The sequence below is a fragment of the Flectobacillus roseus genome (genome assembly GCF_030056595.1).
Lineage (GTDB): Bacteria > Bacteroidota > Bacteroidia > Cytophagales > Spirosomataceae > Flectobacillus > Flectobacillus roseus.
Window position 1 is genome coordinate 862107 of sequence record NZ_JASHIF010000002.1, and the last position, 26537, is coordinate 888643.

The 26537-nt window shown below is 36.2% G+C and carries 26 protein-coding genes; 22 read left to right on the forward strand and 4 right to left on the reverse strand.

Annotation, left to right across the window (positions count from 1 at the left end; genetic code table 11):
- Positions 1–227 precede the first annotated feature (227 nt).
- The gene (locus QM524_RS03655; RefSeq protein WP_283343540.1) at positions 228–2441 is read left to right on the forward strand and encodes an alpha-N-acetylglucosaminidase; all 2214 of its coding nucleotides are present in this window, start codon (positions 228–230) and stop codon (positions 2439–2441) included.
- 106 nt (positions 2442–2547) lie between these two features.
- Positions 2548–3693, forward strand: coding sequence for an acyltransferase family protein (locus tag QM524_RS03660; RefSeq protein ID WP_283343541.1), 1146 nt, complete (start codon positions 2548–2550; stop codon positions 3691–3693).
- Positions 3694–3975: 282 nt separating this feature from the next.
- Here the strand turns inward: QM524_RS03660 and QM524_RS03665 are convergent, their stop codons facing one another.
- A complete protein-coding gene (locus QM524_RS03665; RefSeq protein WP_283343542.1) occupies positions 3976–4668 on the reverse strand; it encodes a hypothetical protein in 693 nt (230 codons plus the stop codon).
- Between the two features lie 271 nt (positions 4669–4939).
- Between QM524_RS03665 and QM524_RS03670 the strand changes: the two genes are divergently transcribed.
- The 17 genes from QM524_RS03670 to QM524_RS03750 all read left to right on the forward strand — a co-directional run bounded on the left by QM524_RS03670 (position 4940) and on the right by QM524_RS03750 (position 21186).
- On the forward strand, positions 4940–5398 hold the full coding sequence (locus QM524_RS03670) for a DUF1569 domain-containing protein (RefSeq protein ID WP_283343543.1): 459 nt from the start codon (positions 4940–4942) through the stop codon (positions 5396–5398).
- A 131-nt stretch (positions 5399–5529) separates the two neighbouring features.
- Positions 5530–7245, forward strand: a complete 1716-nt coding sequence (locus tag QM524_RS03675; protein WP_283343544.1) for a CocE/NonD family hydrolase — start codon at positions 5530–5532, stop codon at positions 7243–7245.
- Positions 7246–7326: 81 nt separating this feature from the next.
- Complete coding sequence (gene map, locus QM524_RS03680; RefSeq protein ID WP_283343545.1) at positions 7327–8091, forward strand: type I methionyl aminopeptidase; 765 nt, start codon at positions 7327–7329, stop codon at positions 8089–8091.
- Positions 8092–8359: 268 nt separating this feature from the next.
- Positions 8360–9109, forward strand: a complete 750-nt coding sequence (locus tag QM524_RS03685; protein ID WP_283343546.1) for a hypothetical protein — start codon at positions 8360–8362, stop codon at positions 9107–9109.
- A gap of 431 nt (positions 9110–9540) precedes the next feature.
- Positions 9541–10083 (forward strand): YcxB family protein, encoded by a 543-nt coding sequence (locus tag QM524_RS03690; protein ID WP_095163721.1) that lies wholly within the window; start codon positions 9541–9543, stop codon positions 10081–10083.
- Between the two features lie 101 nt (positions 10084–10184).
- A complete protein-coding gene (locus tag QM524_RS03695; protein WP_283343547.1) occupies positions 10185–10961 on the forward strand; it encodes an aminoglycoside 6-adenylyltransferase in 777 nt (258 codons plus the stop codon).
- A 107-nt stretch (positions 10962–11068) separates the two neighbouring features.
- The gene (locus QM524_RS03700) at positions 11069–11785 is read left to right on the forward strand and encodes a GNAT family N-acetyltransferase (protein ID WP_283343548.1); all 717 of its coding nucleotides are present in this window, start codon (positions 11069–11071) and stop codon (positions 11783–11785) included.
- A gap of 62 nt (positions 11786–11847) precedes the next feature.
- Positions 11848–12393 (forward strand): hypothetical protein, encoded by a 546-nt coding sequence (locus QM524_RS03705; RefSeq protein WP_283343549.1) that lies wholly within the window; start codon positions 11848–11850, stop codon positions 12391–12393.
- 144 nt (positions 12394–12537) lie between these two features.
- Positions 12538–13728, forward strand: a complete 1191-nt coding sequence (locus QM524_RS03710) for a S41 family peptidase (protein WP_283343550.1) — start codon at positions 12538–12540, stop codon at positions 13726–13728.
- A 186-nt stretch (positions 13729–13914) separates the two neighbouring features.
- Positions 13915–14328, forward strand: coding sequence for a lipocalin family protein (locus QM524_RS03715; protein WP_283343551.1), 414 nt, complete (start codon positions 13915–13917; stop codon positions 14326–14328).
- 109 nt (positions 14329–14437) lie between these two features.
- Positions 14438–15391: a hypothetical protein gene (locus QM524_RS03720; protein WP_283343552.1), complete on the forward strand. Its 954-nt coding sequence runs from the start codon at positions 14438–14440 to the stop codon at positions 15389–15391.
- Positions 15392–15403: 12 nt separating this feature from the next.
- Positions 15404–15898 (forward strand): YdeI/OmpD-associated family protein, encoded by a 495-nt coding sequence (locus tag QM524_RS03725; RefSeq protein WP_283343553.1) that lies wholly within the window; start codon positions 15404–15406, stop codon positions 15896–15898.
- Positions 15899–15989: 91 nt separating this feature from the next.
- A complete protein-coding gene (locus QM524_RS03730; protein ID WP_283343554.1) occupies positions 15990–17198 on the forward strand; it encodes an exo-beta-N-acetylmuramidase NamZ family protein in 1209 nt (402 codons plus the stop codon).
- A 692-nt stretch (positions 17199–17890) separates the two neighbouring features.
- A complete protein-coding gene (locus QM524_RS03735) occupies positions 17891–18607 on the forward strand; it encodes a hypothetical protein (RefSeq protein WP_283343555.1) in 717 nt (238 codons plus the stop codon).
- A gap of 98 nt (positions 18608–18705) precedes the next feature.
- On the forward strand, positions 18706–19248 hold the full coding sequence (locus tag QM524_RS03740) for a hypothetical protein (RefSeq protein WP_283343556.1): 543 nt from the start codon (positions 18706–18708) through the stop codon (positions 19246–19248).
- Entirely contained in the window at positions 19245–20195 is a 951-nt protein-coding gene (locus tag QM524_RS03745) for an HTTM domain-containing protein (RefSeq protein ID WP_283343557.1), read from the forward strand. Before QM524_RS03740 ends, QM524_RS03745 begins: the two co-directional genes overlap by 4 nt.
- A gap of 235 nt (positions 20196–20430) precedes the next feature.
- On the forward strand, positions 20431–21186 hold the full coding sequence (locus tag QM524_RS03750) for an alpha/beta family hydrolase (protein WP_283343558.1): 756 nt from the start codon (positions 20431–20433) through the stop codon (positions 21184–21186).
- On the opposite strand, the gene QM524_RS03755 is transcribed toward QM524_RS03750, so the two are convergent.
- A complete protein-coding gene (locus QM524_RS03755) occupies positions 21164–22024 on the reverse strand; it encodes a ThuA domain-containing protein (RefSeq protein WP_283343559.1) in 861 nt (286 codons plus the stop codon). The genes QM524_RS03750 and QM524_RS03755 overlap by 23 nt on opposite strands.
- 182 nt (positions 22025–22206) lie before the next feature.
- Between QM524_RS03755 and QM524_RS03760 the strand changes: the two genes are divergently transcribed.
- Both QM524_RS03760 and QM524_RS03765 read left to right on the forward strand, forming a co-directional pair.
- Complete coding sequence (locus QM524_RS03760) at positions 22207–22821, forward strand: hypothetical protein (RefSeq protein WP_283343560.1); 615 nt, start codon at positions 22207–22209, stop codon at positions 22819–22821.
- Positions 22822–22926: 105 nt separating this feature from the next.
- A complete protein-coding gene (locus QM524_RS03765; protein ID WP_283343561.1) occupies positions 22927–23364 on the forward strand; it encodes a DUF1801 domain-containing protein in 438 nt (145 codons plus the stop codon).
- A 100-nt stretch (positions 23365–23464) separates the two neighbouring features.
- On the opposite strand, the gene QM524_RS03770 is transcribed toward QM524_RS03765, so the two are convergent.
- Entirely contained in the window at positions 23465–24547 is a 1083-nt protein-coding gene (locus QM524_RS03770) for an acyltransferase family protein (RefSeq protein ID WP_283343562.1), read from the reverse strand.
- A gap of 165 nt (positions 24548–24712) precedes the next feature.
- Positions 24713–25360, reverse strand: coding sequence for an NAD(P)-dependent oxidoreductase (locus tag QM524_RS03775; protein WP_283343563.1), 648 nt, complete (start codon positions 25358–25360; stop codon positions 24713–24715).
- Between the two features lie 276 nt (positions 25361–25636).
- On the opposite strand from QM524_RS03775, the gene QM524_RS03780 reads away from it, so the two are divergent.
- Positions 25637–26470: a helix-turn-helix domain-containing protein gene (locus tag QM524_RS03780; RefSeq protein WP_283343564.1), complete on the forward strand. Its 834-nt coding sequence runs from the start codon at positions 25637–25639 to the stop codon at positions 26468–26470.
- The last annotated feature ends 67 nt before the right edge of the window (positions 26471–26537 follow it).

Consider the following 26537-nt stretch of genomic DNA (forward strand, 5'->3'; position numbering starts at 1 on the left):
TCTGCATCCACATCACTTTTGCCAAATGAATTAAAATTTATTGAATAAGTAAATCACTCTCATAAATTTTGAAATAGCGTATAATAAAATACGTTAGTGCTTTGTTTTACCTCTGACAAGTCGAGATTAGCTTGTCAGAGGTATTCAAAATCTTACTATCTATCCTACCTTTCAAAGTCTTCAAAAGTGACAGAACTTTGTCTATTCAACTTAATTATAATACCTCAATGAAAACATTTTACCAAACTCTCAAAATTTGTGGCATACTGCTGGGTCTATTTGTAGGCGCAGATGCAATGGCACAGTTAAATTTAAAAGAATCGCAGGCTCTCATCGGACGCGTAATTCCTCAAAGAGCAGAATCATTTGTGGTTGAGTCCCTTTCTGCCTCTGCACCAAAAGACCTTTTCGAAATAGAAAGTAAAAACAATAAGATTATATTGCGAGGAAATAACGGTGTATCTGTAGCCTCAGCTTTGTATTACTACCTTACTGAGTACTGTCATTGCCAAATCACTTGGAACGGTGAAAACCTTGATTTGCCAACTAAATTGCCACAACTTACTCAAAAAATCACTAAGACTACGCCATATCAATACCGTTATTATCTCAACTATTGCACATTCAACTATAGTATGTCATGGTGGAATTGGGAAAGATGGCAAAAAGAAATAGACTGGATGGCTATGCATGGCATCAATATGCCATTGGCCATTACAGGTGAAGAGTACACTTGGAGAGAGGTTTATAACGAAATGGGTTTTTCTGATAATGACCTAAAAGACTTTTTTAGTGGACCGGCTTATTTCTCTTGGTTTTGGATGGGAAACTTAGACGGTTGGGGTGGTCCACTGCCAGTAAGCTGGATGAAATCCCACAAAGATTTGCAGGTAAAAATATTACAAAGAGAAAGAGCTTTGGGCATGACACCGGTATTGCCTGCCTTTACGGGACACGTACCAGCTGCATTTAAAAAGAAATATCCAAACGCCAAACTAAAAGCTACAAACTGGACTAATGGCTTTGGCGATACCTATATTCTTGATTCGGAAGACCCGCTTTTTGCAGAATTAGGGAAAAAGTTTATTGATAAACAAACCAAACTTTTTGGTACAAATCATTTGTATTCGGCTGATACCTTTAACGAAAATGAGCCTCCGACCGATGAGCCTGCCTATTTATCAAAATTGAGTGCAAGGATTTATGAAGGTATCCGTCAGGCAGACCCTAAAGGTATTTGGGTGATGCAAGGTTGGTTGTTTTATAGTGATAGAAAATTCTGGAAGGCTCCTCAAATTGAGGCTTTATTGAATGCAGTACCAAATGACAAAATGTTACTTTTGGATTTAGCTACTGAAATTGAGCCCGTGTGGAAAAGAACCGAAGCGTTTTATGGAAAGCCTTGGATTTGGAATATGTTGAATAATTTTGGGGGAAATGTCAACCTTTTTGGACGTTTGGAGGGTGTGGCTTCTGGACCAGCACTAGCACTCAATGACCCCAATTCCAAGAATTTGCAGGGAATAGGTTTGACTATGGAAGCAATTGAGCAAAATCCAGTGATTTATGAATTGATGATGCAGCATACTTGGCAAACTACTCCTGTAAATTTGGACGAGTGGTTGGTGAAATATGCAAAAAATAGATATAAAACAGATGACAAATCGTTGGTGGATGCTTGGCAAATTCTAAGAAATACGGTTTACAATGGCAAAGACATTCGCGATGGTGCCGAGTCTATTGTTACTGGTCGTCCTACGTTTGATTCCACTACGATTTGGACTCGTACAAGATTGAATTACCCGCCAAAAGAGCTTTTACCTGCTTGGGATTTATTTATTGAAGCTTCCAAAAAAGGAGTAAACGCAGATGGATTTCAGTACGATGTGGTAGATGTTACTCGTCAGGTTTTGGCTAATTATGCCTTGATTTTACAGAAAAAATGGAAAGATTCTTACAAAAGTAAAAATGCAGCGCAGTTCAAAGTCGACTCAGAAGCTTTTCTTACTTTGATTTCTGACATGGATGCTTTATTAGCAACCCGAAAAGATTTTATGCTTGGTCCTTGGATTAGCTCGGCTAGATCTTGGGGTACTACACCACAAGAAAAAGCACTTTACGAGCAAAATGCGAGAGACTTGGTTACGCTTTGGGGCGATGCCAACAGTCCTCTGCACGAGTATTCAAATCGCCAGTGGAGCGGTTTGCTCAATGATTTTTATAAGCCACGTTGGTCACAGTTTTTTCAAGAGTTAACTAAGGCAATGTCTGAAAATAAGGAGCCAGATTTGAAAGCTTTCGACGAGCAAATTCGTACTTGGGAATGGAAATGGGTAACTACACAAAAATCATTTCCATCAACCCCACAAGGAAGTAGCATTGCTTTAGCGCAAAAATTACACTTGAAGTATCAAAAAGCCTTGATTGAAGCATATAAATAGTGTCAATTCAAGCCCTTGTTGAAGGCAACTAAACAAGGGCTTGAACTGTGGCTTCTTTGGAGTTTTTACAAAAGAAAATAGAAAATGTTTTTCGACAAACTATAATATGAGCAATCAGTCAAAAAATCTAAGACTCATTTCGCTGGATGCGCTTCGTGGGTTTGATATGTTTTGGATTATGAGTGGTGAGCATATCATTCATGCTTTGGCAGAAACTACGCATATTCCAGCATTTGAGTGGATGTCCGAACAACTGCATCATACAGCTTGGGACGGTATCACATTTTATGATATGATATTCCCATTGTTTTTGTTTATTGCAGGTGCCTCGATGCCTTTCTCTATGCAAAAGAAAGTGAATGAAGCATCCGTTGCAGAGGCTTATGAGTTGCCTTTCAACATTAAAAAGCCTTTGTATTGGAGTATGTTAAAGCGAACTATTACGCTAATATTTTTAGGTCTAGTGGTAAATGGTTTGTTTAAATGGAATGGTTACGAGCAGACAAGAATGGCGAGTGTATTGGGTAGAATTGGACTAGCATGGTTTTTTGCAGGTCTTATTTATCTAAATGCCAATACCCAAAAACAAGTGTATTGGTTTGTATTTATTCTAATACTTTATTGGGCTTTAATGAAACTGGTACCAGTGCCAGGTTTTGGGGCAGGGGTACTTACGAAAGAAGGTTCTTTAGAATCTTATATAGATAGATTGCTTTTGCCAGGAAGATTACATAGCAAGGTTTTTGACCCAGAAGGTCTACTCTCAACGCTTCCTGCCATTGGAACAGCACTATTAGGCGTTTTTACCACTACTTTTTTAAGAAGTAAATACTATAATTCCTCCTATGGGAAAATTGCGGTATTAGCAATTGCGGGACTTGTTTTGGTCCTAATTGGCCTAATTTGGGATATGTCATTTCCGATTAATAAACGATTATGGTCAAGCTCGTTTGTTTGCTTAGTAGGTGGATTTTCAATCTGGTTTTTTATCGTATTTTATTTGATTATCGACGTTTGGGGTTTTCAAAAATGGGCAGCACCGTTTATTTGGATTGGCTCAAACTCCATCTTGATTTACATGGCTTCAGAAGGTATCGTAAATTTTGGACATACTGCCAATTTCTTTTTTGGAGGAATTATTCAACACTGTCCAGAGCGTTGGCACAACGTTCTGACAGCCTGTGCCATTACATTGACACAAATTATATTACTAAGAGTTTTGTATAAGAATAAGGTTTTTTTGAAAGTATAGAAGTGGAAGAAAACTGGTTAATAATGTCAAGGAGACATTATTAGAAATTGGGAGTATTATAGCAAACCCAATGCCAATAGAGGCATTGGGTTTCTTTATGGAAGGCAATTTTGTTAAATATCGGAAAGGAGAGTTTAACGGAAAAAGAGAGATTTTTTGCCCTCTCTGGAGTTTTCTCCAACGAGCCAAGCCAAAGCAGTTAGCGAAGTATTGTGGACAAGATTTCGGTAGTGTTTTGCCGACGCTAAATTTGTTTAAGACAAACCAACAAAGGCTTAACGACTACTGCAACTTCCCCGTAGTTTTAACTTTCCCTAAATAATATTGTAAATATTTGAGTACAAAATAGCGTTTCTCATCAGTGAGTGATTCTCCAATTTCGATTCTTTGATTGGCATAAATGACTATTTTGTAAAATGGCTGCATTTGGTTTTTATTCTTGTAATAAGTAAGCTCTTCTTCAATGCCAGAAACCGTTTTCCAATCGAAAGAATAGGTTGAATGCCAACCAAATATTTTTATTCCTTTTTCGATATTTCCTCCTCGATTGGTGAGATTGATATTGAGTTCGCCAAAAATTGATTGTAGGAATAACCAAATCATAAAGCCACCAAAAATTGCCCCAAATCCCCAAATGATGTAGAGAATTTTAGCGTCTATCGATTCAAAGTCGATGACTTCAGTGGCAAAAAAGTAAAAAAATAAGAATACCGAAATAGGAAGAACGCTGGCTATTAACCCATAGCCAATGGAGTTTTTGATTTGTAAAGAAATCCCATCAACATTCTTGTTGATGGTCATGTCTTCTGGAACCTGAGATAAATCTAATTCATAAGAAAATGTTGTTTGTGAAGGTGGACATTTAAACGAGGCTGAAAGCTTAAATACCTGCTGACAAGCATCACATTTGCCGATATCCGTTTGGATATTGAGGTTGTAATTGAATACAGGTGCGTTACAATTGGGACAGTTCATACAAAAGGTGTTTTGGTTTCTGGTTTGAAGGTAGAAAAATAAGCTCAATAAAAATGGAAATCATAGTTGATCGAAACAATATAAGGTTAAGCGGTTAGAATATCACTTAAATGAAGGATTTGTATTGCAAGTTAGCCCTCGTTAGAGTTTTCTCCAGCGAGTTATATGCGAGCAACTTGCCTTTAGTTTAAGCATTTAATTTTCTTTATACTATGTAAACTATTTCCTATTTTTAGTAAAAATTCCTCATTTAACTAACGCTAATCTCATCATGGCTTTACCCAATATTTTTACCTCGGAAGTTTCTCAAGAAATAATTCAAAGAATTAATCTACTTCAGAAGGACTCACAACCTTTATGGGGACAAATGAGCGTAGCGCAAATGCTCGCTCATTGCTGTGTGACATACGAATTGGTTTATGAAGACAAGCACCCTAAGCCTAATTTCTTGCTTAAATTCTTTTTGAAATCTTTTGTGAAAAATTTTGTAGTAAATGAAGTGCCATATAAGCAAAGTTTAAAAACAGCTCCTGCTTTTATCATTACGGAGCAAAAGGATTTTGAGTATGAAAAAAATCGATTGATTAATTATATCTCTCAAACTCAACAATTAGGCGAGGGCTATTTTGACCAGAAAGAATCTCATTCATTTGGCAAATTGAGTAAGACAGAATGGAATAATATGTTTTACAAACATCTCGACCATCATTTAAAACAATTTGGTGTTTAGTTTTTCTGAAATTGAAAGGAATACCTTGGTTTTACAAAAGTCTAAATCATATTTCAATGAGTATATGGTGATTATATGTTTTTGATTTTTAGTAGATTAGATTAATATTCCATTATACTAAATCAATAACTATGAGAACACTTCTAATTTTTTTGTTTGGAATTTTATCCTATTTCCAACTAAGTGCACAAAAAACTGAAGATTCATTATTTGTAATGGAGGACAATGTCCAGATTCCACTTAAAAATGGAAATACGGTTTGTGCGATGTTTGTATATGCCAAAGCTAAGACTCAACCCTGTATTATTTGGTATGACATTTATGCGGACAGTAGTAAAAATTTACTACAGGATATAACAAATGCCGCCAAACGGTATCAGTATAATCTGGCGATTATTAATACCCGAGGAAAGAAATGTAGTCCTAATGAATTAAAGCCCTTTGAAAATGATGCTGAAGACGCCTATGAAATCATAGATTGGTTGAGCAAACAACCTTGGTGCGATGGTCGAGTAGGCATGACTGGTGGTAGTTATTTAGGTTTTAGTCAGTGGGCAAGTGCCAAAAAAATACACCCAGCATTAAAAGCCATTGTACCACAGGTATCAGTAGGTGCAGGAATTGATTTTCCTATGCATAACGGAGTGTTTATGAGCTACGCCTTTCGATGGCTGAGATTTGTTGATGTTCATAAGCTTACAAATTTTGAGGAGTTTCTAAATTCCTCAAAATGGGATTCTGTATTTTTTGATTACTATAAAAAGGGGCTAAAGTTTGCCTCCATAGACTCTCTTTATGGAAAACCTAATGCCAACTTTCAACGCTGGTTGCAACATCCAACCTATGATAATTACTGGAAAAGTATGACTCCCCAAGGTGCTGAATTTGCCAAAATTAATATTCCAGTTTTGACCATTACTGGGTATTGGGATGATGATCAGACAGGAGCCATGTATTATTATAAGGAGCATCTCAAGCATAACCCTCATGCACAACATCAACTGTTAATTGGTCCTTACGATCATGCCTCAGCCCAAGGCACAAAAAGAGATAGTCTAGGAGGATGGCCAATTGATAGTGTGGCAAAAATTAAAATCAACAGCATAATTTTTAAATGGTTTGATTCGATTTTTAAAGGTAAAACTCCACCAGAACTTTTAAGTGATAAGGTGAATTTTGAAGTGATAGGTAAAAATGAATGGAGACATGTTGGAAGCCTAAACCAAATGTTCAATAGCGAACAGCGTTATTATCTTCTACCGAATAAGCTTTCAACAGTAAAACCAGAAAAGACGGGTTTTCATCAACAAAAAGTTGATTTTAAAGATCGAAGTATTTATCGACCAGCTGGGGAAGAAATTGGCGCGTTTCCGAAGTTGTTAACTGATTCATTGAGCCCTTTACCTGAACAAATTATTTATGAGACAGAGGAGTTTAGAGAACCGATAATCTTGAGTGGCTATTACGATGTGAATCTCAATATAAGTATATCTAAAAAAGATGTTGATCTTGTTTTTACTTTATATGAAAAACTTCCTAATGGTAAATATTTGGCACTCAGCGAAGTAGTACAACGAGCAAGTATGTCCAAGGATATATCAAAACGAAATTTACTAAAACCAAACACCATTCAAGCTATCAGTATTCGTCACAACTATATGACCTGTAAGCAGTTAGCTAAAGGAAGTAAGTTGGTTCTGATGATAGGTGTCAATAAAAACCCACACTGGCAGATAAACTATGGCACTGGAAAAGATGTTAGTTTTGAAGACATATCTGATGCAAAAGATCCACTTATGATACGCTGGTACCATGATAGTGCCATAACTTTCAGATTTTTAAAGTAGTTTTGTAATAAATAACTGGTATTCCTTTGGACGCCACGTTATTTAGCGAGTTTTACCAAATCAAAACAACAAGCAATTAACATGCTCATCAAAAATGAATCAGAATTAGTTGGTATTAAGAAAATTAGTGAAGTGGTTGCCATAACACTCAAAAAGATGTGTGAATATGCCAAAGTAGGTATGTCAACCAAAGAATTGGATGATTTTGGGGCAGAGATTCTAAAATCGTATGGCGCAAAATCTGCACCTTATGCAACCTACAAATTTCCTGGCTGGGCTTGTATTAGTATTGATAAAGAGTTTTGTCACGGAATTCCTTCAGATAAAAGGATTTTGCGAGAAGGCGAACTCATTAATATAGATGTATCGGCCGAACTTGGTGGATATTACTCTGATAACGGTTGTTCATTTGTAGTAGGGGAGGATATCCATAATCATCAGTCACTTGTGAATGCTTCCAAAGAAATTCTGAAAATAGCTATTGAGCATATCAAAGAAGGGGTAAGAATTGCAGATATTGGCGAAATGATTGAAAAAGAGTCGAAGAAAAGAGGTTATAAAGTAATCAAAAACTTGGCAGGTCATGGCGTTGGAAGAAGATTGCACGAGCCTCCTCATGAGATTCTGAATTATAAAAACCGTCTTAATTTTGAGAAATTTAAGAGAAATTCGGTAGTGGCCATCGAGACATTTATTTCTACTCACTCTACCATTGCTGAAACTCTCTCGGATGGCTGGACTATGGTAGGGAATAAAGGTGGATATATGACTCAGCACGAACATACGATTGTTGTAACCGATGGCGCTCCGCTGATCCTTACCACAGGGAATGGTGTTTGGGACTGATTTTTTGGAAAAAGCTTTTATGTTGTTGATGAATCCTCTCTTTTTCGAGAGGATTTTTTTGTTCAAACTAAGTATTTAAAAATGTAACTAAAAAAATAGTTTAATAGATAGGGGTACAAATTAATTAAAATGTCTTAGTTTTGAAATCAGATACAATAGAGGTTAAAATGAATGTTTTTTGAACCTGGTTTAACTTATAAAAGAGCAAAATTGAAACAAATTTGTATATTCGTTTAGAAAATACAGCAATTATTATCCAAAATTAAGCATGAAAAATATAATTTTAACGCTCTTTTACATCGGTATCACTATTGGAAATGCTTGGGCTGATGAGCCAAGAAGTCAAACGGTTGTGCGCTCGAGAAACGAACAATTTACCTTTAAACTAAAGAAAAATAATTGGAATATGACAGATTCGAAAGGGAATCTTTTGTATTCAATTCCTGAAAAAGGTTTCGTTGCTATGTCTGTATTTATCACCAATGATGGCAAAAATGTGGTTGTAATGGATGATTTAATTTCAGGATCAAAATTGAACAAAAAAACGGTACTACGTTTTTTTCATGAAGGAAAACAAACCTCTAGCTATAGCCTCAGCGATTTGGTCAAAGATACTTGCAATATCGTGCACGCAGGTCAGTATGTAAAGTGGTCACTCGAAGATTTTGATTTGTCGAAAAATGATTCAACCTTTTCATTAGCGACTTTCGAATTTAACGAAATAGATTTTAATACTAATACTGGTCAGATTACAAAAAATATAAAACCTTTCACCGTTGATCGTAATACCTATATTTTAAGAGGGAGGTTTTACAAATCTTCATCGTCTGACAAAACAGAAATGCTGGTGAGAAAATATATTTTGGGTGATAAACTTCCGTTTGATACCATCCATTTCAGTACTGATATGTATACCAAAGGAAATTGGGATCAGGTGGTGGTCATAAAAGATGGAATAGATGTGACACCTATTCGCTTTCGAGGGGAAGTGTTCGGTGATGGATGCCTCATAAATTAATTATGAGTGCTGAGTTATGAATTGTGAATGTAATTTTTTAATTACTTAGTTAGGAGCAAAATAAGCTTGATTAAAAGAGAATTATATTGTTTCCCTTTGTAAAAGCTCCGTAGGGGCGACAGAAAGCTAGAATCTGGAACCCTGTCGCTCCTCAGGAGCAGATGAAAAGATTGGGTTCTATAAAAAATCCTTATAGACAGGGCTTATCAATGTTCTATAATTAATAATTTGATGAGATAAAGTGTTAGTAGTTAAAAAATTACACTTAGAACTTATCACTCACAATTCGGTACTCATACTTAGCATTCATATTCAAAATTAAATAAATTTTATTTTTCCGAGTGCCCATAGCTGAGTGCCGAATGCCCAATAATGCAATCTTATTTTGCACTAATACCAAAGTATCAATACACAATAAAATATAATTTACCATGAATATACGTTTTATACTTCAAGAAGAAGATTATCTTCAACATGAGCTTTTTGTAGCTTCGGAAAACAAATTGTTTAAGTTTTCGCCCTCTAAAATCTTAGGTGTTTATTTGGCGGTTTCTGCGATTTCTGGGTATTATTTGTACACTCAAAATCACTTGACTGTAGCGTTGATTTCTATTGTGGTGGGTGGTGCTGTGATTATGGCATTACCACGTTTGGTACGTGGGTATTACAAAAATGAGATTACTAAGTATGTTCAAAATACTTTTGGTGGTAGTTATGGCAAAGAAATCGAATGTGAGTTTTTTATGGACAATATGCTCATGGGAGATGGAGAGCGTGCTGCTACAATTGCCTATAATCAAATCGAAAATGTGACGGAAACAAGCGATTATTTTTATGCCAAAATCCAGTCAAGCTCGCATATTATCATTCCTAAGGTTGGTATCGGGAATGCCCGTCCTGTAAAGCAGCGCTTATTGAATATCTGTGAAGAGTCGAAAATTCCTTATTACGAACAATTAGATTGGACTTGGTAAAATTAGTAAACCTATAAATTCTCCAGAATCCCAATCACTAATGCTCCTGAAGCTCCGTGGTTGGGATTTTTGCTTTATATCCCTTAACTACCTACAAAACCATGATACAAACTGATTTTGCTTACCGTGTCAAACATATCCTCGAAAAAGACGATCGCATTCTTGGTGTGGCAGTTGGTGGTTCGTGGATTGCGCAACAAATAGATGAATTTTCTGACCTTGATTTGGTGCTTGTAACGAAGCACAAGATAGCGCCTAATAAGGCAAATATGACAGCTATCGCAGAATCATTGGGCGATTTTCTGTCGGGATTTACAGGAGAACATGTGGGCGAACCTCGATTGCTTATCTGTCTCTACGACAATCCTTTATTGCATGTAGATTTAAAATTTGTCACCCTCGACGAGTTTAAGGTGCGAGTCGAAACGCCTTTTATTTTATTGGATAAGAATGGAGCGCTCCAACAAGCCATTCAAGATTCAGAAGCCCAATTTCCTTATCCTGATTATCAGTGGATTGAAGACCGTTTTTGGACTTGGGTACACTATGCATTACTCAAAATAGGACGTGGCGAGTATCTTGAAGCATTGGATTTTTTAGGCTTTTTGCGAATGGTAGTTTTAGGGCCATTATTGCATATCAAAAATGGTAATTTGCCAAGAGGTGTTCGAAAAGTTGAAATGGAATTAGAGGCGCTTGATTACCAAGCTTTGATTAGTACAGTTCCAACTTATCAAAAAGCAGACCTACTAAAAAGTTTGAGAAATGCAGTTGTTTTGTACCAAAAACTAAGAAGAGAACTATTTGATCAAACTATTCAACTCAATCCTAAAGTAGAAATAGCAGTATTAACATACTTTGATTCATTTGAAGTTTAAAGCTGAATAAAGGCAAAAGGGAATCTTTCTTTTGAAAATAAAGTTATCATTATTCCTAGATTTAGAAAAAGATTGTTCCCAAATATTAAACATCCTCTTTAGCTTTTATGAACGATATTATTGTCAAAAACCTATTCGAATATTGGACTATTGTTGGCAGTTTGAATCAGTCACTCAGACAAACTCCTTATTTCAAATATAACCCAATTCCCAACTCTGATTGGCCAAAACGTGTTTTCGAAATAGAGAACTCAACGGAGGCTTTGGATGCGGTTATTGAGCTTTTACCTACTGCTAATTTTCCAGCCAGAATAACCACTTCTGGTTTGCACAATATTCAGCAGGATGAGCGCTTTGTATTCAACTTTGGTCTTCAAAATATGGCAATGTCATTGGACGCACAGTTTCCTTTTGAAGAAATCCCTGAAATTCATCAAGTTATAGAAACTGAAGAAATCCTAGCTTATGCTCATGTGGCCACAGTTGCCTTTAAATACCATTTCAATGCAGATGTTTTTGCCAATGTTTTACATCAATCAGCTCAAGTAAAAGCTTTTGTATATGTAGAGGAGGGTGAAATTTTGGGTTGTGGAACTCTTTTTATTGATTCTGATAAGGTGGCAGGTTTACATACGATTGGTACACTTCCTGCGGGCAGAAACAAAGGAATTGGACGTAAAATCACAGAGCGCTTATTGACGCAAGCTAGAAGCGAAGGATGTTCGATTGCGGTGCTAAATGCCTCAGTCATGGGTGAGCCGATTTATGCAAAATTAGGCTTTGAGACCTATGGCGAATTACAAACTTTTTCGGTGAAAGAATAAATAGTTGCTTGTTTGCAACATTTGAAAAAATACGGAGTCTTTATCAAAAAAATAGTTCAAATATGATACAGACTCCACTTATTCGCTATTCGTTAGCTATTGTTTGCATTTGGTTTTTAAACCTTCACAACACATTTGCATCAAATTTTCGTTTGAGGCAAACCTGTCCAACTAATTTTTCAGCTGACACTATTACCGCAGCATTTGCCAATCCTTTATTAGACTTAGATGAAGGAGAATCGCTTTCGGTACTTGTCAACACAAACAATTGCTTTGGGAATACCAATCGGCTTGTGTTGTTTACAATGGAAAATGGCAAATTAGTATCCAGATATTTCCTGAATCCTTCGATGAGTCCTCAGCCATTTATGTCAAGAGTAGCCTCTAGCGTCGATAATGGTGAGCTTGTATCTACCCATTTAATGAGTGAGGACAATATTACATTTTTTATGAAATTCTTATTAAGCCTTACCAAAGCAAAAGATATAGGGTGCTCGACCTCAGAAACGTATTATCTGAAATCTCGAGCCTATAATCTTCAAAAAACGGATGGGAGCTGTCAGTGGTTTGGATTTGGACTACTCACGAAAGAGCTTTTTAACCAATAATTCAATAGATTGATTGTGTCAGAGAAATCTGACACTTTTTTTTGTCATAAACTTTCAGCTGCTTTTCTATGAAATTCTACCTTTGGTAATAAGTTTGAATGACAAAATTCAAGTATGGCCTATTTTACCTCAAAAAAATTATCTATGAAACGTATTTACCCTCTTCTATTCTTCATTCTTTCGTGTTTTAATACAAATGCACAAAGCAAATACCCAAAAGATTTTGATACCTTTTGGGATACTATCTACCAACATTATGCCTATTTGTCTCAGCAACAAATTGATTGGAATAAGGTAAAGGAATTATACAAGCCACAGGTAGCTACCATTACTACTAATCAAGATTTTATCCGATTATTAGAAAATATGTTGATTGAGCTTCATAACGGGCATTCGTCTTTGAATGTAAATCTGAAGTCCTCTAACAGACTTGTACCATCGGGACAAGATCTTTATGCGGAAGAGAAAAGAGGCAAGTTTTGGGTTTCGGATGTAAAAAAAGGAAGTAATGCTGAAAAAGCAGGACTTAAAATCGGCGCAGAAATTGTGAAATTTAATGGCGATTCGCTCAGAAAGTTGTTGCCAGCTTTTCTTCCAAAATTTACTCAACATCACTCCAATGCCATGAAGCAGTTTGCTTTGGATATGTTGTTGGCAGGGACGCACGATAAACCAAGAGTGATAGAAGTTATTTTTGAGGGACGTCCTCAAACAATCGAATTGGATAATAAAGTATTTTCTGGTAATGCTACACCCTTGATGGAAGCAAAATTATTATCCAAAAACAAAGCATATCTAAAAATCAATAACTGCTTATGGAACAATGACTTAATTAGCTCATTTGACCAAGCGCTTGACTCTTTAATCAATTACCCTATCTTAATATTAGACTTAACTGACACGCCTAGTGGAGGTAATTCAACCGTTGCGAGAGCCATCATGGGAAGATTTATTACTGCCCCAATGCCCTATCAACAGCATGAATATGATGAAAAGGACTTTGAGACAAAGCGTCATTGGATAGAGTATGTGTATCCCCGCAAGAAAATTTTTCAAGGAAAACTTATCGTTCTTGTTGGTCATTGGACAGGAAGCATGGGCGAAGGGATGGCGATTGGTTTTGACTCTTTCAAAAAGCCATTGGTCGTAGGAACGAAGATGGCAGGGTTGCTAGGCGCCATTGAAGGCTTTAACTTGAAAGAGACAAATATCAATTTTCAAATTCCCACAGAAAGACTATATCATGTCAACGGTAAACCTCGTGAGAGCTTTATTCCAAAGAACCTCACGCCAAACTCTGAGAAGACTTGGGAGTTTGTGATGAAGGTAAAATAGAAGGAATAAGATTAACAAAACCGTTTAATAAGTTAAATTAATTTGTATTGAAAATTGTATTAATTTTGATGTTTCTGAAAAATTCCTTATCGATTATGATTGTGTAAAAGCACTTTTTGATGGATTAGCAAAGAAAATATTTTTTACACTTGTAATTTCTATCTAATGTTCAATAAATAAATTTTTATGAAAATCAAATTAATTTTACCAGTTCTTTTTCTTTTGTTCATTACATCTTGTAAGAAAAATGATGATGCAAGTCCTGCAACTGTTGTTGGCAAATGGTCACTCACCAAACTTCGTAGTAAAGTAACAGGAGCGATGAATATGGATATTACTGTTGCTTTAAGTGCAAGTAGTTATATGCAATTCAATGCAGATGGTACAGGCGTCTCAGCGTCAGCAATGGATGGACAACCATTAACAACGGAAAAGTTTACTTATAAAGTAAACGGTACAAAAATTACAATTACATCTGAGGACAAGACTGAGGTGTCAGAAGGAGAGTTACAAACTTTGACATCAACAGATTTGTTAATCTATTCTAAAGAGTCTGCTGGTGGCACTACTTCTGAGACTTGGCTAACAGGCAAGAAATAAGTTGAAATTTTAGAAAATAAAGGGCTTGTATCTCGATGCAAGCCCTTTATTTTTTGTCTATATTTATCCCTATTATTGAATAATATCCTCACAATGAAGTCATTTTGCTATGAAAATTTGGTCAGGCGTCTGTACGATTGGATATATGAGTATCCTCTTTTTGAATTCTTCTTGTTCGGTTCAAAAAAACGCTACCTTACTCTCTATTGCCAAGGAAAGTTACTGTATCCCTCCACAGAATACAACAGATTTTAATTATGGTATCTCGACAAATTCAGATTCTATCTTAAAAGCAAATGTTTCACTAAAATCAAGGTTCTCGGAGGCTAGTATTCTCATTATGAATGCCTTGAGGATTAATGATGAGGTTCATGAAATAGTCAATAAGCCCAACAAAAATAGCCTCGAATCAATGGTGCGCTTGAATACCCTCAAGCAACAAATTGATAATCGTGTATGGATAGCAAATTCTGAAATAGATGCACTCAGCGCCGAGCTTGATTGCGAAGGCGAGCGTGTAGACCAAATTGCCAATTTTGTGGATAATGCCAATAGTGGTAAGACAACCAAATTTACGGTTGCGTCTATCGTGATAGGAGCGGCATCGAGTATTGCCACGGTATTAATTTCGAACGAATCACTAAACAATGGTGTAGCGATTGGTGCAGGTGTTTTAGGTGCAAGTCTTGGATTTGCGACCTTAAATCCAAAGGGTAAAAAGGTTGAAATGAGTACTAGGCGGAATCTATTACAAAATGTTTGGCTCAACCAAAATCAGCATGAAATATCTCCTTTTGTGTGGTATATGCTTACTGAACCAAAATTTAGTAATTCGGGTAAAACAACTTTATTACAGAATACGAAGGAGCGATGGCTGATGTACCAATTTGATGAAAATCTCACTAAAGCCAACAAATCGGTGAATTTTTCAAAGGGCGGTATTTACCATGCGGACGACCTACACGCTAGAAGTCAGATGATAAATCAATTTCAGTCGGTAGTACGTTCAATTAAACAAAATATCAATCTTTTTCTTGCAGAACTTAATACTGCTTTTGATTAAATTTAAGCGATTATGGCATCAAAGATGTTTTCATTTTCGGGTACACTAAAAATCATTGGAGTCAACCCATACCTCGAAATTCCTCAGGAGATTTTGGAATCGATTTTTGAATTGGCAAAAAAAGAAAAAGGTCCAATTCCTGTCTGTGGAAAGATTAACCAACAGGAATTTCGACAAACTCTGGTAAAGTATGATGGTGAATGGCGATTTTATATTAATACCTCGATGCTGAAAAATTCACCCAAAAGGATTGGTGAAGTGCTCGAGATAGAAATTACATTTGATCAAGAAAGTCGAGAAATAGCGATACATCCCAAATTGCAACTGGCACTCAATTCGAATGTTGAAGCTCTGCAAGTATTCGAAAAATTAACGCCATCGCTTCAAAAAGAAATCATAAGATATATTGCAAACCTAAAAGCAGAAGAAAGCAGAGAAAGAAATATTGTCAGGGCTATTCAGTTTTTATTAGGAAATGAACGATTTATTGGAAGAGATAAACCTTAAAAAGGGATAGTGTTTTTTATTTATCTTCGTATGTTTGAAACTTATTCATAAACCCAATTTTAATTTTTCATTTTACTTCATCCGAAAGCCTATGAAATTTTTACTTTCAGTATTGCTATTGCTCGGTTCATCGACACTATTTGCTTCGAACGAACCAACCTCCAAAACTCCTAAAACAATAGTTACTGGTGCTGACCAGACGGACCAATATTTCGATTACCTAAAAGGAAAACGTATAGGTATTCTCGCAAATCCAACCACAATTATTGGCAAAAAACACTTAGTGGATAGCCTTTTATCTCGTGGTATCAATATTGTAAAAGTATTTGGCCCCGAACACGGTTTTAGAGGAAATGCCAGTAATGGTACCAAGGTTTCGGATGAAAAAGACGCTGCCACTGGGATTCAAATTATTTCTTTGTATGGGAAAAAACGCAAGCCTTCAAAAGAAGATTTAGCCGATGTTGACCTAATGATTTATGATATCCAGGACGTAGGTTGTCGTTTCTATACGTATATCAATGTGTTGAGAGATGTCATGGAATCTTGCGCCGAATTTGACAAGGAACTACTGATTTTGGACCGTCCAAATCCTAACGGATATCTAGTCGACGGACCCATATTGGACATGAAACTCAAATCGGGTATTGGTCAGTTTCCTGTGCCTATTGCCCATGGTATGACGATCGCCGAATTTGCTCAAATGATTAACGGGGAGGGATGGTTACCTGAGAAAAAAACCTGTAAGCTCAAAATTGTGAAAGTTTTGAACTATAAACACGATATGGAATATGTATTGCCTGTCAATCCATCACCAAACTTGAACACGCCTCAAAGCATTTTGTTATATCCTTCAACCTGCTTGTTTGAAGGTACACGTTTGAATCACGGTCGAGGTACGTATTTTGCCTTTACCATATTGGGTAGCCCTTTGTATAAAGGAGTCTATGACTTTTCGTATACTCCAACCAGTATCAAAGGTATGAGCGAATCACCGCTTTATATGGATGAGCTTTGTTATGGTGTAGATTTGCGCAACTATGATACGAAAGAATTAAGAAAAAACTGTCAAATCAACCTTAAATGGATGATAGATTTATATAATAATTATCCCGAAAAAGATAAGTTTTTTGACAGAAGTATGAGTAAACAAATTGGCAATATAGACTATTTGATTGGTGTTGCAGATTTTAAAAACCAATTAAAAGAAGGCAAATCTGAAAAAGAAATTAGAGCCTCTTGGGAACCTGGGCTGAGCGATTACAAAAAAATGAGAAGGAAGTATTTATTGTATAAATAAAGTTAGATTTGAGTCATTCTGGAATTGAGTGAATGATGATTTTGATTGTTTTACTCTATCAGTTTAGACGCAATGATTGCATCTAAACCCGAGTCATATCGAGCATGGTAATATCAAAAAAGGGTTCGAAAATTGTTTTCGAACCCTTTTGAATAATATTTTAGAATTGCTTTTGATGTTATTTTCAAAATTCTAACTAGGGTGCTACTCAAGGCGCACCCTAGTTAGAATAGCTTACATGCCAACAATATCGCCTTAGGACATAAAGGTAATTGTCTGTAAACCAGAGTTTTGTTGCCGTTGATTATGCCAAAAAGTCGAGCCGTTTACTCAAATATCGCTTCTAAATTTGGTGAACACTTTCAGAGTCATTAATTTTCCCCTGTCAAAAATTCTTCGTTTGCACCTCCATTATACACATTTCATCACTGTTACTAATCACTACGTTTGAGCATATCATTTCTATAAGTACAATTCATTTCACCACAAAATTTAAGAGTTAATCTTAATACATACACCGATTTTGTACTGAAAACTTAGGGCTTATAATACCCCAAGGCTTATCCATTTGCATGAATGGTGTGGTAATATTTCATTGTCATTTTTTTGTGAAAATGGTATTGAAAACCAATGGTTTGCCTTGAGAAAGATATGTCACCCCTCCAATAATTCTCATATAACTTTATTTAAAAATGAAAAAATTAGCCTTATATCTTGCGATGATAGTCGCTCCAATGATGTCTGTAATGGCACAGGCACCTCAAGTAAAATCAGCAAATCTTTCGGATAAGGATTTGGCACAAATCGAAGAAATCCTGAAAGGAGCTGATGCTTCTACCTACAGCGTTTCGATAGAAAATAGCGGAAAAGTTACGAGGTTAGGTAGTGCAAGTATTAGAAATTTAAGTACCGTTTCGGCATATCACAAGGTTGGAGGTGCCGCCAATGCTGCAAATGAAATTATTACGACGGTTGGTAATTACGTAAAAACAGTTTGGACTAGTAAGTTTGCCTCGATGTATCCAGAAAAGGTAAAAGCCATCAACACAATTTTAGAAAAAAGTGCAAAAAACACCAGTGTCATTGCTGTTCGTCCGAATATAAAAACAGCCAATTTTTCGAAGGATGACTTTACTAAAATTCAGGATATTTTGAAAGATGTGGATGCGTCTGCCTACAATATTTCTATCGAAGAGTCAGGTAAAGTCACACGTTTAGGCAGTGCCAGTATTCGCAATTTAAGTACAGTCTCTGCCTACCATAAAGTGGGAGCTGGGGTAAATGCCAACGAAATTGTGACTTCTGTGGGTAATTACATAAAAACAATCTGGACGAGCGGATTTGCGTCAAAATATCCTGAAAAAGTTAAAGCTATTAATGCCATTATGGAAGCCGCCGCCAAACGCTAGTAACATAAGAAGGGCGGATATTTCAGTGTAGTTTTCATTAAAAAGATTCAGGAGGGGTGAACCTTTTATTTAAAAGAGTTAAAACATATTGTCAACTGATGAAAAATCCTTTTACCAAACCACAGGTATTGCTCTTGCTATTTTTTACATTTCATTTTGCCATGATTTGTGTTAAATCTTTTAGAGAATATAGTGCCATGAAAGCGATTGAACCTTGGGTTCATCCTCTCAGAAATGTATCGGAATATTATACCGAAATGACTGTTTTGCAAGCGGATTATAGCTTTTTTTCTCCCAATATTTCCCCCGATTTTTTTGTGAGCATTATCGTAAAAGATTTGACAGGAAACAATAAAGATGCTTCGTTTAAATTTTCGAATACTGAGGTTGAAAAAAGATTCCATACTTGTGTATTAGCCTTGAACAACCTTCCCCCAGATTTACAAGATATTATGGTAAAATCTTGGGCGGCAAGAACGCTTGATTTACATCCAGATGCTGCACAAATTACCGTGAAGATAGAGCGTAATAAAATTCCAGCGATGGCAAAATTTGCCCAAGGCAAAAGAAATAAGCCAGAAAAAATGTTAGAAGTTGTCTTTCAAACCGCAGAACCTGCCATATCTCTTTCACAGCCATGAGAAATCTCACGCTAAGTTTTCATCAATTTTTTTTCAAGCCAGTTGACCAATTTCCACTGGTGTTTTTAAGAATCAGTATTGGTCTTTTTGGCTTATTACAATGTTTGCTCTTATCGTCTGAATGGTTTAATCTGTATGGGGTGAATGGCTATGTGGAGTGGTTTATTTCATACGATTTATTTTCCATCAAAGAATTGCCTTCTATTGTTGGTTTGGCCAATTTTCTGATGCCTTGGGGTGTTACAGATAATGCCGTGGTGGTTCTCATAACGAGTATTTATGTAGGGGCATTGATAGGAGTCACACTAGGATGGCATACCCAAAAAATGCTCATTTTGGCTTGGTTGAGTCATTTCATGCTCTGTAATACGGCGATGACTTTTGGGTATGGTGTCGAAACTTTCTTACATGTTGGACTTTTTTATCTCATTTTTGCACCTTGTAACTTTTATCTTTCCCTTGATAAGCTTCAAGGGCGGGTGTCTCAAATGGGAGCAACGCCAGAAGCAGGTTTTATAATCCGAATCATTCAGATACACTTGTGTTTGGTGTACTTTAATGCTGGTATTGCCAAAATGATGGGTGACGACTGGCTTCAAGGGGAGGCGGTTTGGTATGTAATTGGGAATGCCAATTATTCACAATTTGATTTAAGTTTTTTGGCTTCCATTCCTATAATTCCTAAGCTTTTAACATGGTGGACTTTATTAGTTGAAACCGCTTTTCCTGTGTTTATTTATTGGAATCTAACCAAACGAGTATGGGCAATTAACATCATTTTTTTACACATCGGAATCGGATTATTGATGGGTTTAAATATGTTTGCCCTCATCATGCTATTGCTCAATATTGGGGCATTTTGGTGGCAAATTTTTCCCAAATACTGGATTAAATTTAAAACTTTCTGCATTACTACTGAACGTTTTGAATGGCCAGTCTTATCTTAAGTTGAAAAGCTTGTAGGTGAAAATTTATTCACTCTTCATGAATTTTCATCATTTTTGTATTTTTTGAAAGAAAAATTAAGTATCTTGAGTAAGTGAAAATAGCACTCCTCAAGCGCTTGAATACCGTTACGCTTTTCTTCTAAAAACCAATACAATAACCGCAAAGAAGACTTGGTTTTGAAGAGAAATGAATCTTGTCGGAGGAGGTGATTTTTGTTTCTCTAAAACTATTATCATGCAGAGCAAATCAACCAAACCGCCCCTTATCTTATTGCTGGGAAGAGATGACTGGCAAAAAGACATAAACCTGAATTATATGCTAGTGCATTATATTCAGAAAAAAGGAATCGCTATTGCTTGGGAAGACCCAATTGGAGGTCCAATTTGGAGGCTCAGACACATGCTGAGTCGTTTGTGTCGGCTCCCTGAATTTGGGGATAAATTGATAGTTCGTGGTTTACAAATATTATATGCTTCCTTCAACTGGCGCTATGCTCAGCACTTATTTCGACAATTCAACGATGAGCAACGTCACACCGTATATGGTAGGAGTCAAAGGGTGGCTAAAAGAATAGGGGAGCTCAGTAAAAAATATGAGGTATATGTTATTTCAAGATCATCAGGCGGAAGGGTTGCTTCTTTGGTAGCTGATAATGTGGCTGTAAAACAGATTATTTGTTTGGGTTATCCGTTTCAAAACCCTGAAAATGGCGTCGAACCTGAGCGATATGAACATCTGCCAGCGCTAAGAACACCATTTTTGATTATTCAAGGAAGGAACGACGAGTATGGAGGTAGTGAAATTTTAGAAAAATACCATTTTCATCCCAATACCTCAATTTTTTTAATGGATACCGACCATGGTTTTAATATGGAAAAACATCAATGGCAGGTATTATTTCATAAAATGGAGGAGATTTTACCCAAAAATCAGGTCAAAACTAAGGAAAGCTTTGACCTGATTTCGACTACTTCTTTTGTGTCCAGCTAATGGCATTTTCTATTAACTTAACAAAGTTTTCATTTTTCCAAGCAACTTCATTATGCCCTAATGAGGTATAAAATGTTTTACCCTTCCCAATACTTTTACACCATGCTAATGGATGGTCTTTCCCCATACCAAAATTTTTGTTGGAAGCCAATATTGGTATTGATCCGTTGGTGTCAATTTTATCTCCATCCATAAAATAGATGATATTAAATCCTTTAGCACGAGGATTTTCAAAGAACACATACCATTCATCTGCATGCTTCCAGCTACTTGCTAAGCCATTAATCACTGCACTGTCCGCCTTGTTATCTTTTTGAATATCAGCTGTTTGAAACTGCTGAGCAAGAGCATGATGCGAAAACTTTGCACCTAATAAATTTTGTTCGTACCAATCCCAGTGGTGTGAGTCGTCGCCAGCACCATGAATTCCAATCAGGCCTCCGCCGTTTTCTACATACTGTTCTAAGGCTCTTTTTTGTTCATCATTAATTACTTCACCTGTAGAATTATCGAAAATTACAGTGCTAAATTTTGCCAATTGCTCAGGATTAAAAACGCCACCTTCCTCTGTTTCATAAATAAACCAATTATTCTTTTGAGCTAATTGCTTCAGAATAGGCTTTGAAGCATATATGGAAGCAGAATGTCTGAAGCCAGTGGTTTTTGAAAATACCAATACCGCTTTTTGGTTATCAGGAAAATCAATGGACGGCTTTTCGGTTTCATATGATACTGGAAAGCCATTTTTTACTTTATAAATAAAAAGCCCTAGCGCTGTGCCAAGCAAAATAATAATTGTCAGTAGCGACCATCCTATAATTTTAAATACTTTTTTCATAGTTAATACATATTTTTAATACTTTAGTTTAAGTAAATATAGATATAATTATTTTATTGTCTCATATAGGGACAATAAAATTTATCAAATATCTCTTTATAAATGTTTTTTATTTCATTTGTAAGCACTTAAATTACCGTCCATTTTTAGTATTCAAACAATAACTTGCAACACATAATCTCATGAAAACTTCAATGTATATTTTATCCTTACTACTCACTTGTATTACAATCTCAAGTTATGCTCAGGCCACAACTCCCAAAAGTGTTAATACGCCCTCAGCCACCGATAAAAAGGCTATTAGGGATTTGCTGGTAAAGACCTACAAATGGCAGGAAGCCAGTACTTCAGTTGTTGATTTTGAGCCAGTGCTTGACAAAAAAGAAGAGCGTTATATTGGTCTAGATTACAAAATTCATCAGAAAAGGATGACAGCCTTACAAAATACTGGCTTTTTCTCAGCTGAGTTTCTTCAAAATTATGATGCTATTGCAAAAGGTATAGATACCAGACTCAAAACAAAAAAAGATGAATGGATGGTTGGAGATATGCCTCCATTTGGTGAGGATTCAAATCCTTGGTGCAGATGTCAGGATTACCCAAGTGATAATCCTTGGGATAAAATTGTTTTGAAGAAAGTGGAGGTTGTAGGAACCACTGCAAATGTATGGTGGACATGGGGAGATAAGAATTTTTCAAAAGGATTTTCCTACAAAGTAAGACTTCAAAAAGAAAATGGATTTTGGAAAATTAGTTATTTGCAAGGTTTTGATAAAAGTGTTTTTTTGAAAAAATAAACACATAAACATCGATTCTAAATCCGAAAGACTTTTTTGGTGAAATTTGTAATTTGTTATATATTAGTGGTTTATATTGAGTAAAGCTGTTTAAACCTCTTGAAAATGGCAAAGAATAAAACCCAAGAAACCGACAAAAGTGTTTATCAATTTCTTGATGAATTCATTAATGACGAAGCTAAACGAGAAGATAGTAAAATACTAATAAATTTGATGTCAGAAGTTTCGGGATACGATGCTAAAATGTGGGGGCCAAGCATTGTAGGTTTTGGCTCCTATCATTATGTTTATGAGAGCGGTCGAGAAGGTGACGCGCCAATAATCGCATTTTCACCTCGAAAAGCAGCCTTTTCTCTGTATGTTTTTCGTGGCAATAAAGAAGAATCAACTCTATTGCCACGATTAGGAAAATTCAAAATGGAAAAGGGTTGTATTTATGTGAAAAAAGTAGCCGATATTGACCTAAACATTTTGTCCGAAATTTTGAAAGACACGATCAAATTAACATTAGAACAATATACTTATCTAACAGATATAATTTAAAGTGATGAGTTGTAGGTTTGTCTTTGAATCAAAATATTACTTTGGATGGCAATCTATTTTAGGCAAGGGCAAAGGACAACTCATCACTCTACAATACTATTTACCTTCCATATTTCTGCAATAAATACGTTCGGATAGGTTTATCTACATATTTCATGATGATATAGGCAAACAGAATCAATGCCAAACTTGAGAAAATGACCACTAAGACAATCTCACTGGTATTGGGTTTTGTTTTGCTAAGATATTCTGCGAAATACCAGTTTGTCCAGTAGTGACACATATATAGTGGATATGATATTTCACCTGACAATTTTGCAATCTTTTGAGTAGCCTTGTAGTTAATAGTTCCAGCGCCAAGTGATACTAATAGTGGCGAATAGAATAGAACAACCAATAATTCGGAAACCCAATATTTCCCAACATAGGGCATCATCAGCATACACAATAGCATAATACTGAGGCCAATGAATCCAATTTTATTTTGAATAATCCATTGTTTTCGTTGAATCAAAATACCTATTAAAAATGAATATCCAAGACGAGCCAAACCATCCCAAAAGGTTGTTCCTCCCCAGCCACCTGTCAATGTTTGCTTAACGTATGCTGTGTACGCAAGAAATAGTAAGGCAAAGATTAAAAGTACTTTTATGGCTTTTTCGGACAATTTATGTAAAATAGTTGCATACAGAATGTTGGCGATATATTCCCAAAAAAGTGACCAAGAGGGAGCATTTAACCCAAATAGGTTCAGTAATCTGTCAGCCATAGTTGGCATAGGAATCAACAATAAAGATGTGATAGAAAGCAAAATAATTTGTGTAACCGAATACTTGCTTGTATCAAATACTGAGGGTCCCCAAAACCAGAAAACTATGCCCAAAACTGAGCCAATCACCACTAAAGGATGAAGACGAATAAGGCGTAACTTGAAAAATTGGATTAGGCTCATTTGCTGGATTCTGTCATCGTAGGCATAACTGATCACAAAGCCTGAAAGACAGAAAAAGAAATCCACGGCTAGAAAACCGTGTCCTATGAAGTTTTTACTCGCATCAGGAAAAAGCCATTCTGAAAAGTGGAAAATGACGACACCTATTGCCGCAACGCCCCTAAGGCCATCGAGCACTTCGTAATGATTCTTAGTATTTAGCGGTGTACTAGTTGTAGTTTGTTTAATCATCAGTTTATGAATAAATTGAAAATCTACCACAAGAACACCGTGATTAGAGGTTTCTTTGCACGGATTTGTAGGTTTTTGAAACAATTCGAAGAAGAATTGAATCAAATCAACAAGAACTGTCTTTCAAACTTGGTGGTGAGAAAGACAATCCTTGTCGATAGATGATTAAATTTGATTGAACACAAATGGAGCTAGTCTTGAAAATTCAGTGGAGAAAAGCTGTTTAATGACAAATTCAGCCAAACTTTTCGCACTAATTTTATCTCCAATACAATCCTGCAAATCCGTACTAATGGGAGGATTCTTATCTGTTAAATCAATCATCGGAAGGCGAATTAGTGTCCAATCGACCGATGAATTTACCAAAAGCTCGTATTCAGCTTGTTTGTCGGCAGTCGAGGTCGGAAAGTTTTGTTTCATCCATTCCGTACCGAACTTTGTCTTTTCACCTTTTTGGTCATATGATGTATCGACATTTAGTCCCGTTGTGAGGATATATCGAAGTATACCTTCCGCCTGCATTGCATCTAAAATATGCTGGGTCGATTGAGTAAAAATGATGGGTTCGCTAGGAGGAGTACCCAATCCCAACATACTGACCACGTGGGTACAGCCTTTTAATAGTCGATTAATCGCTTTTGGGTCAGATACATCGCCTAATACCAGTTCAACTTCAGCAGGAAATTGAGCGTACTTTTGAGGATTTCGGACTAATGCTTTAATAGGGAAATTATTCGAAAAAAGTTCTTGGATAAGATAAGATCCAGATTTGCCTGTTCCGCCGATAACAGCGATTTTATAAGAGGATGTCATGATTTCTCTGATTTTTGAATACAACAAAAAACTAGTGCAACACAGTGTGTGTTGCGAAGGGAAGAACCAAGTCTTGCGAGGTTCGATTGTCAGTATGTAAATCAGCGTTTAATAGGTCAAAAATATCAATTTCTTGCTAAAATACTGTATATTAGAGCAAGATTTTTGTCAATTATTCAGAGAAGTCTAATAAACTTATAGCGTTGATTCGTAGGTGGCTGAGTATTTAATTGTTGAATAATTTCATCCTGAAAACTCTGATATTTTTGTAAAACTATGGTGTTGTTAGAATTTCCTCCATCGCCCATATTGAAAGAATTTGTTCGCACTTTCCGAATAGTAGATTTTGTTTTTTCGACAAATCAAATCATTCCCTATAAACCATACCCTCCCAAGCCTGAGCATTGTCTGAGCTTTTATCCGCGAGATACCGAAACCGTAACTTATGCTGCCTCTGGTAAGACCGAATCAAAACTGAAAACGGTAGTTTTTGGTCAGCAAACAGAGGTGACTCATCGCTATGTAGGGCGGGATTTCTTGGTTTTTCAAGTGGTGTTTCGTCCTGGGGCTTTGTTTCGTCTTACTGGAATACCTTCCTATGAGCTTAATAACTCCTATCTTAATGCGGAAGCAATTTTTCCTTATGCCATCAGAGAGGTTAATTTACGGTTGCAAGAAGCGAAAAATTATACCGAAATGGTAAACATCGTGGAGTCCTTTCTAGTGGGTTTATTAACCAAAAAAGTGAAGCCTTCTCATGGCTTAGATATTATTACCAATCAGATTTTAAGCCAATTGACCGTAGTAGATATTGACTGGCTTGCACAAGAATCATGTTTAAGTACCCGTCAATTTGAACGTAAGTTTTTGGAGAGAATGGGCGTTTCTGCCAAATATTACAACTCACTGATTCGCTTTGAGAATGCTTTTCGAATGAAAAATAAACACCCACATCTGGACTGGCTCACTATTGCTGTCCAATGCGGGTATTATGATTACCAACATTTATCAAAGACCTATCAAAAGTTGACCTTAAAGTCGCCAACAGAATTTCATTTGATGGATTTAAACTCACCCGAAAGAGCCTTTGGGCAGGCGGATACTTACTAAAAAACGTCGTTTTTTTACCACTAAATTACATTTTCAGCCTTGCAAATTTGTGTTATAATCAACCAAC

What these genes read in the sequence shown, in the direction of transcription:
- QM524_RS03665 (WP_283343542.1), bottom strand. Translation starts at nt 4,668, where the DNA reads ATGAACTGTCCCAATTGTAACGCACCTGTATTCAATTACAACCTCAAT.
- QM524_RS03775 (WP_283343563.1), bottom strand. Translation starts at nt 25,360, where the DNA reads ATGACATCCTCTTATAAAATCGCTGTTATCGGCGGAACAGGCAAATCT.
- QM524_RS03660 (WP_283343541.1), top strand. Translation starts at nt 2,548, where the DNA reads ATGAGCAATCAGTCAAAAAATCTAAGACTCATTTCGCTGGATGCGCTT.
- QM524_RS03760 (WP_283343560.1), top strand. Translation starts at nt 22,207, where the DNA reads ATGAAAACTTCAATGTATATTTTATCCTTACTACTCACTTGTATTACA.
- QM524_RS03750 (WP_283343558.1), top strand. Translation starts at nt 20,431, where the DNA reads ATGCAGAGCAAATCAACCAAACCGCCCCTTATCTTATTGCTGGGAAGA.
- QM524_RS03755 (WP_283343559.1), bottom strand. Translation starts at nt 22,024, where the DNA reads ATGAAAAAAGTATTTAAAATTATAGGATGGTCGCTACTGACAATTATT.
- QM524_RS03690 (WP_095163721.1), top strand. Translation starts at nt 9,541, where the DNA reads ATGAATATACGTTTTATACTTCAAGAAGAAGATTATCTTCAACATGAG.
- QM524_RS03670 (WP_283343543.1), top strand. Translation starts at nt 4,940, where the DNA reads ATGGCTTTACCCAATATTTTTACCTCGGAAGTTTCTCAAGAAATAATT.
- QM524_RS03725 (WP_283343553.1), top strand. Translation starts at nt 15,404, where the DNA reads ATGGCATCAAAGATGTTTTCATTTTCGGGTACACTAAAAATCATTGGA.
- QM524_RS03705 (WP_283343549.1), top strand. Translation starts at nt 11,848, where the DNA reads ATGATACAGACTCCACTTATTCGCTATTCGTTAGCTATTGTTTGCATT.
- QM524_RS03780 (WP_283343564.1), top strand. Translation starts at nt 25,637, where the DNA reads ATGGTGTTGTTAGAATTTCCTCCATCGCCCATATTGAAAGAATTTGTT.
- QM524_RS03715 (WP_283343551.1), top strand. Translation starts at nt 13,915, where the DNA reads ATGAAAATCAAATTAATTTTACCAGTTCTTTTTCTTTTGTTCATTACA.
- QM524_RS03720 (WP_283343552.1), top strand. Translation starts at nt 14,438, where the DNA reads ATGAAAATTTGGTCAGGCGTCTGTACGATTGGATATATGAGTATCCTC.
- QM524_RS03740 (WP_283343556.1), top strand. Translation starts at nt 18,706, where the DNA reads ATGAAAAATCCTTTTACCAAACCACAGGTATTGCTCTTGCTATTTTTT.
- QM524_RS03695 (WP_283343547.1), top strand. Translation starts at nt 10,185, where the DNA reads ATGATACAAACTGATTTTGCTTACCGTGTCAAACATATCCTCGAAAAA.
- QM524_RS03700 (WP_283343548.1), top strand. Translation starts at nt 11,069, where the DNA reads ATGAACGATATTATTGTCAAAAACCTATTCGAATATTGGACTATTGTT.
- QM524_RS03675 (WP_283343544.1), top strand. Translation starts at nt 5,530, where the DNA reads ATGAGAACACTTCTAATTTTTTTGTTTGGAATTTTATCCTATTTCCAA.
- QM524_RS03655 (WP_283343540.1), top strand. Translation starts at nt 228, where the DNA reads ATGAAAACATTTTACCAAACTCTCAAAATTTGTGGCATACTGCTGGGT.
- QM524_RS03685 (WP_283343546.1), top strand. Translation starts at nt 8,360, where the DNA reads ATGAAAAATATAATTTTAACGCTCTTTTACATCGGTATCACTATTGGA.
- QM524_RS03735 (WP_283343555.1), top strand. Translation starts at nt 17,891, where the DNA reads ATGAAAAAATTAGCCTTATATCTTGCGATGATAGTCGCTCCAATGATG.
- QM524_RS03710 (WP_283343550.1), top strand. Translation starts at nt 12,538, where the DNA reads ATGAAACGTATTTACCCTCTTCTATTCTTCATTCTTTCGTGTTTTAAT.
- QM524_RS03745 (WP_283343557.1), top strand. Translation starts at nt 19,245, where the DNA reads ATGAGAAATCTCACGCTAAGTTTTCATCAATTTTTTTTCAAGCCAGTT.
- QM524_RS03730 (WP_283343554.1), top strand. Translation starts at nt 15,990, where the DNA reads ATGAAATTTTTACTTTCAGTATTGCTATTGCTCGGTTCATCGACACTA.
- QM524_RS03770 (WP_283343562.1), bottom strand. Translation starts at nt 24,547, where the DNA reads ATGATTAAACAAACTACAACTAGTACACCGCTAAATACTAAGAATCAT.
- QM524_RS03765 (WP_283343561.1), top strand. Translation starts at nt 22,927, where the DNA reads ATGGCAAAGAATAAAACCCAAGAAACCGACAAAAGTGTTTATCAATTT.
- map (WP_283343545.1), top strand. Translation starts at nt 7,327, where the DNA reads ATGCTCATCAAAAATGAATCAGAATTAGTTGGTATTAAGAAAATTAGT.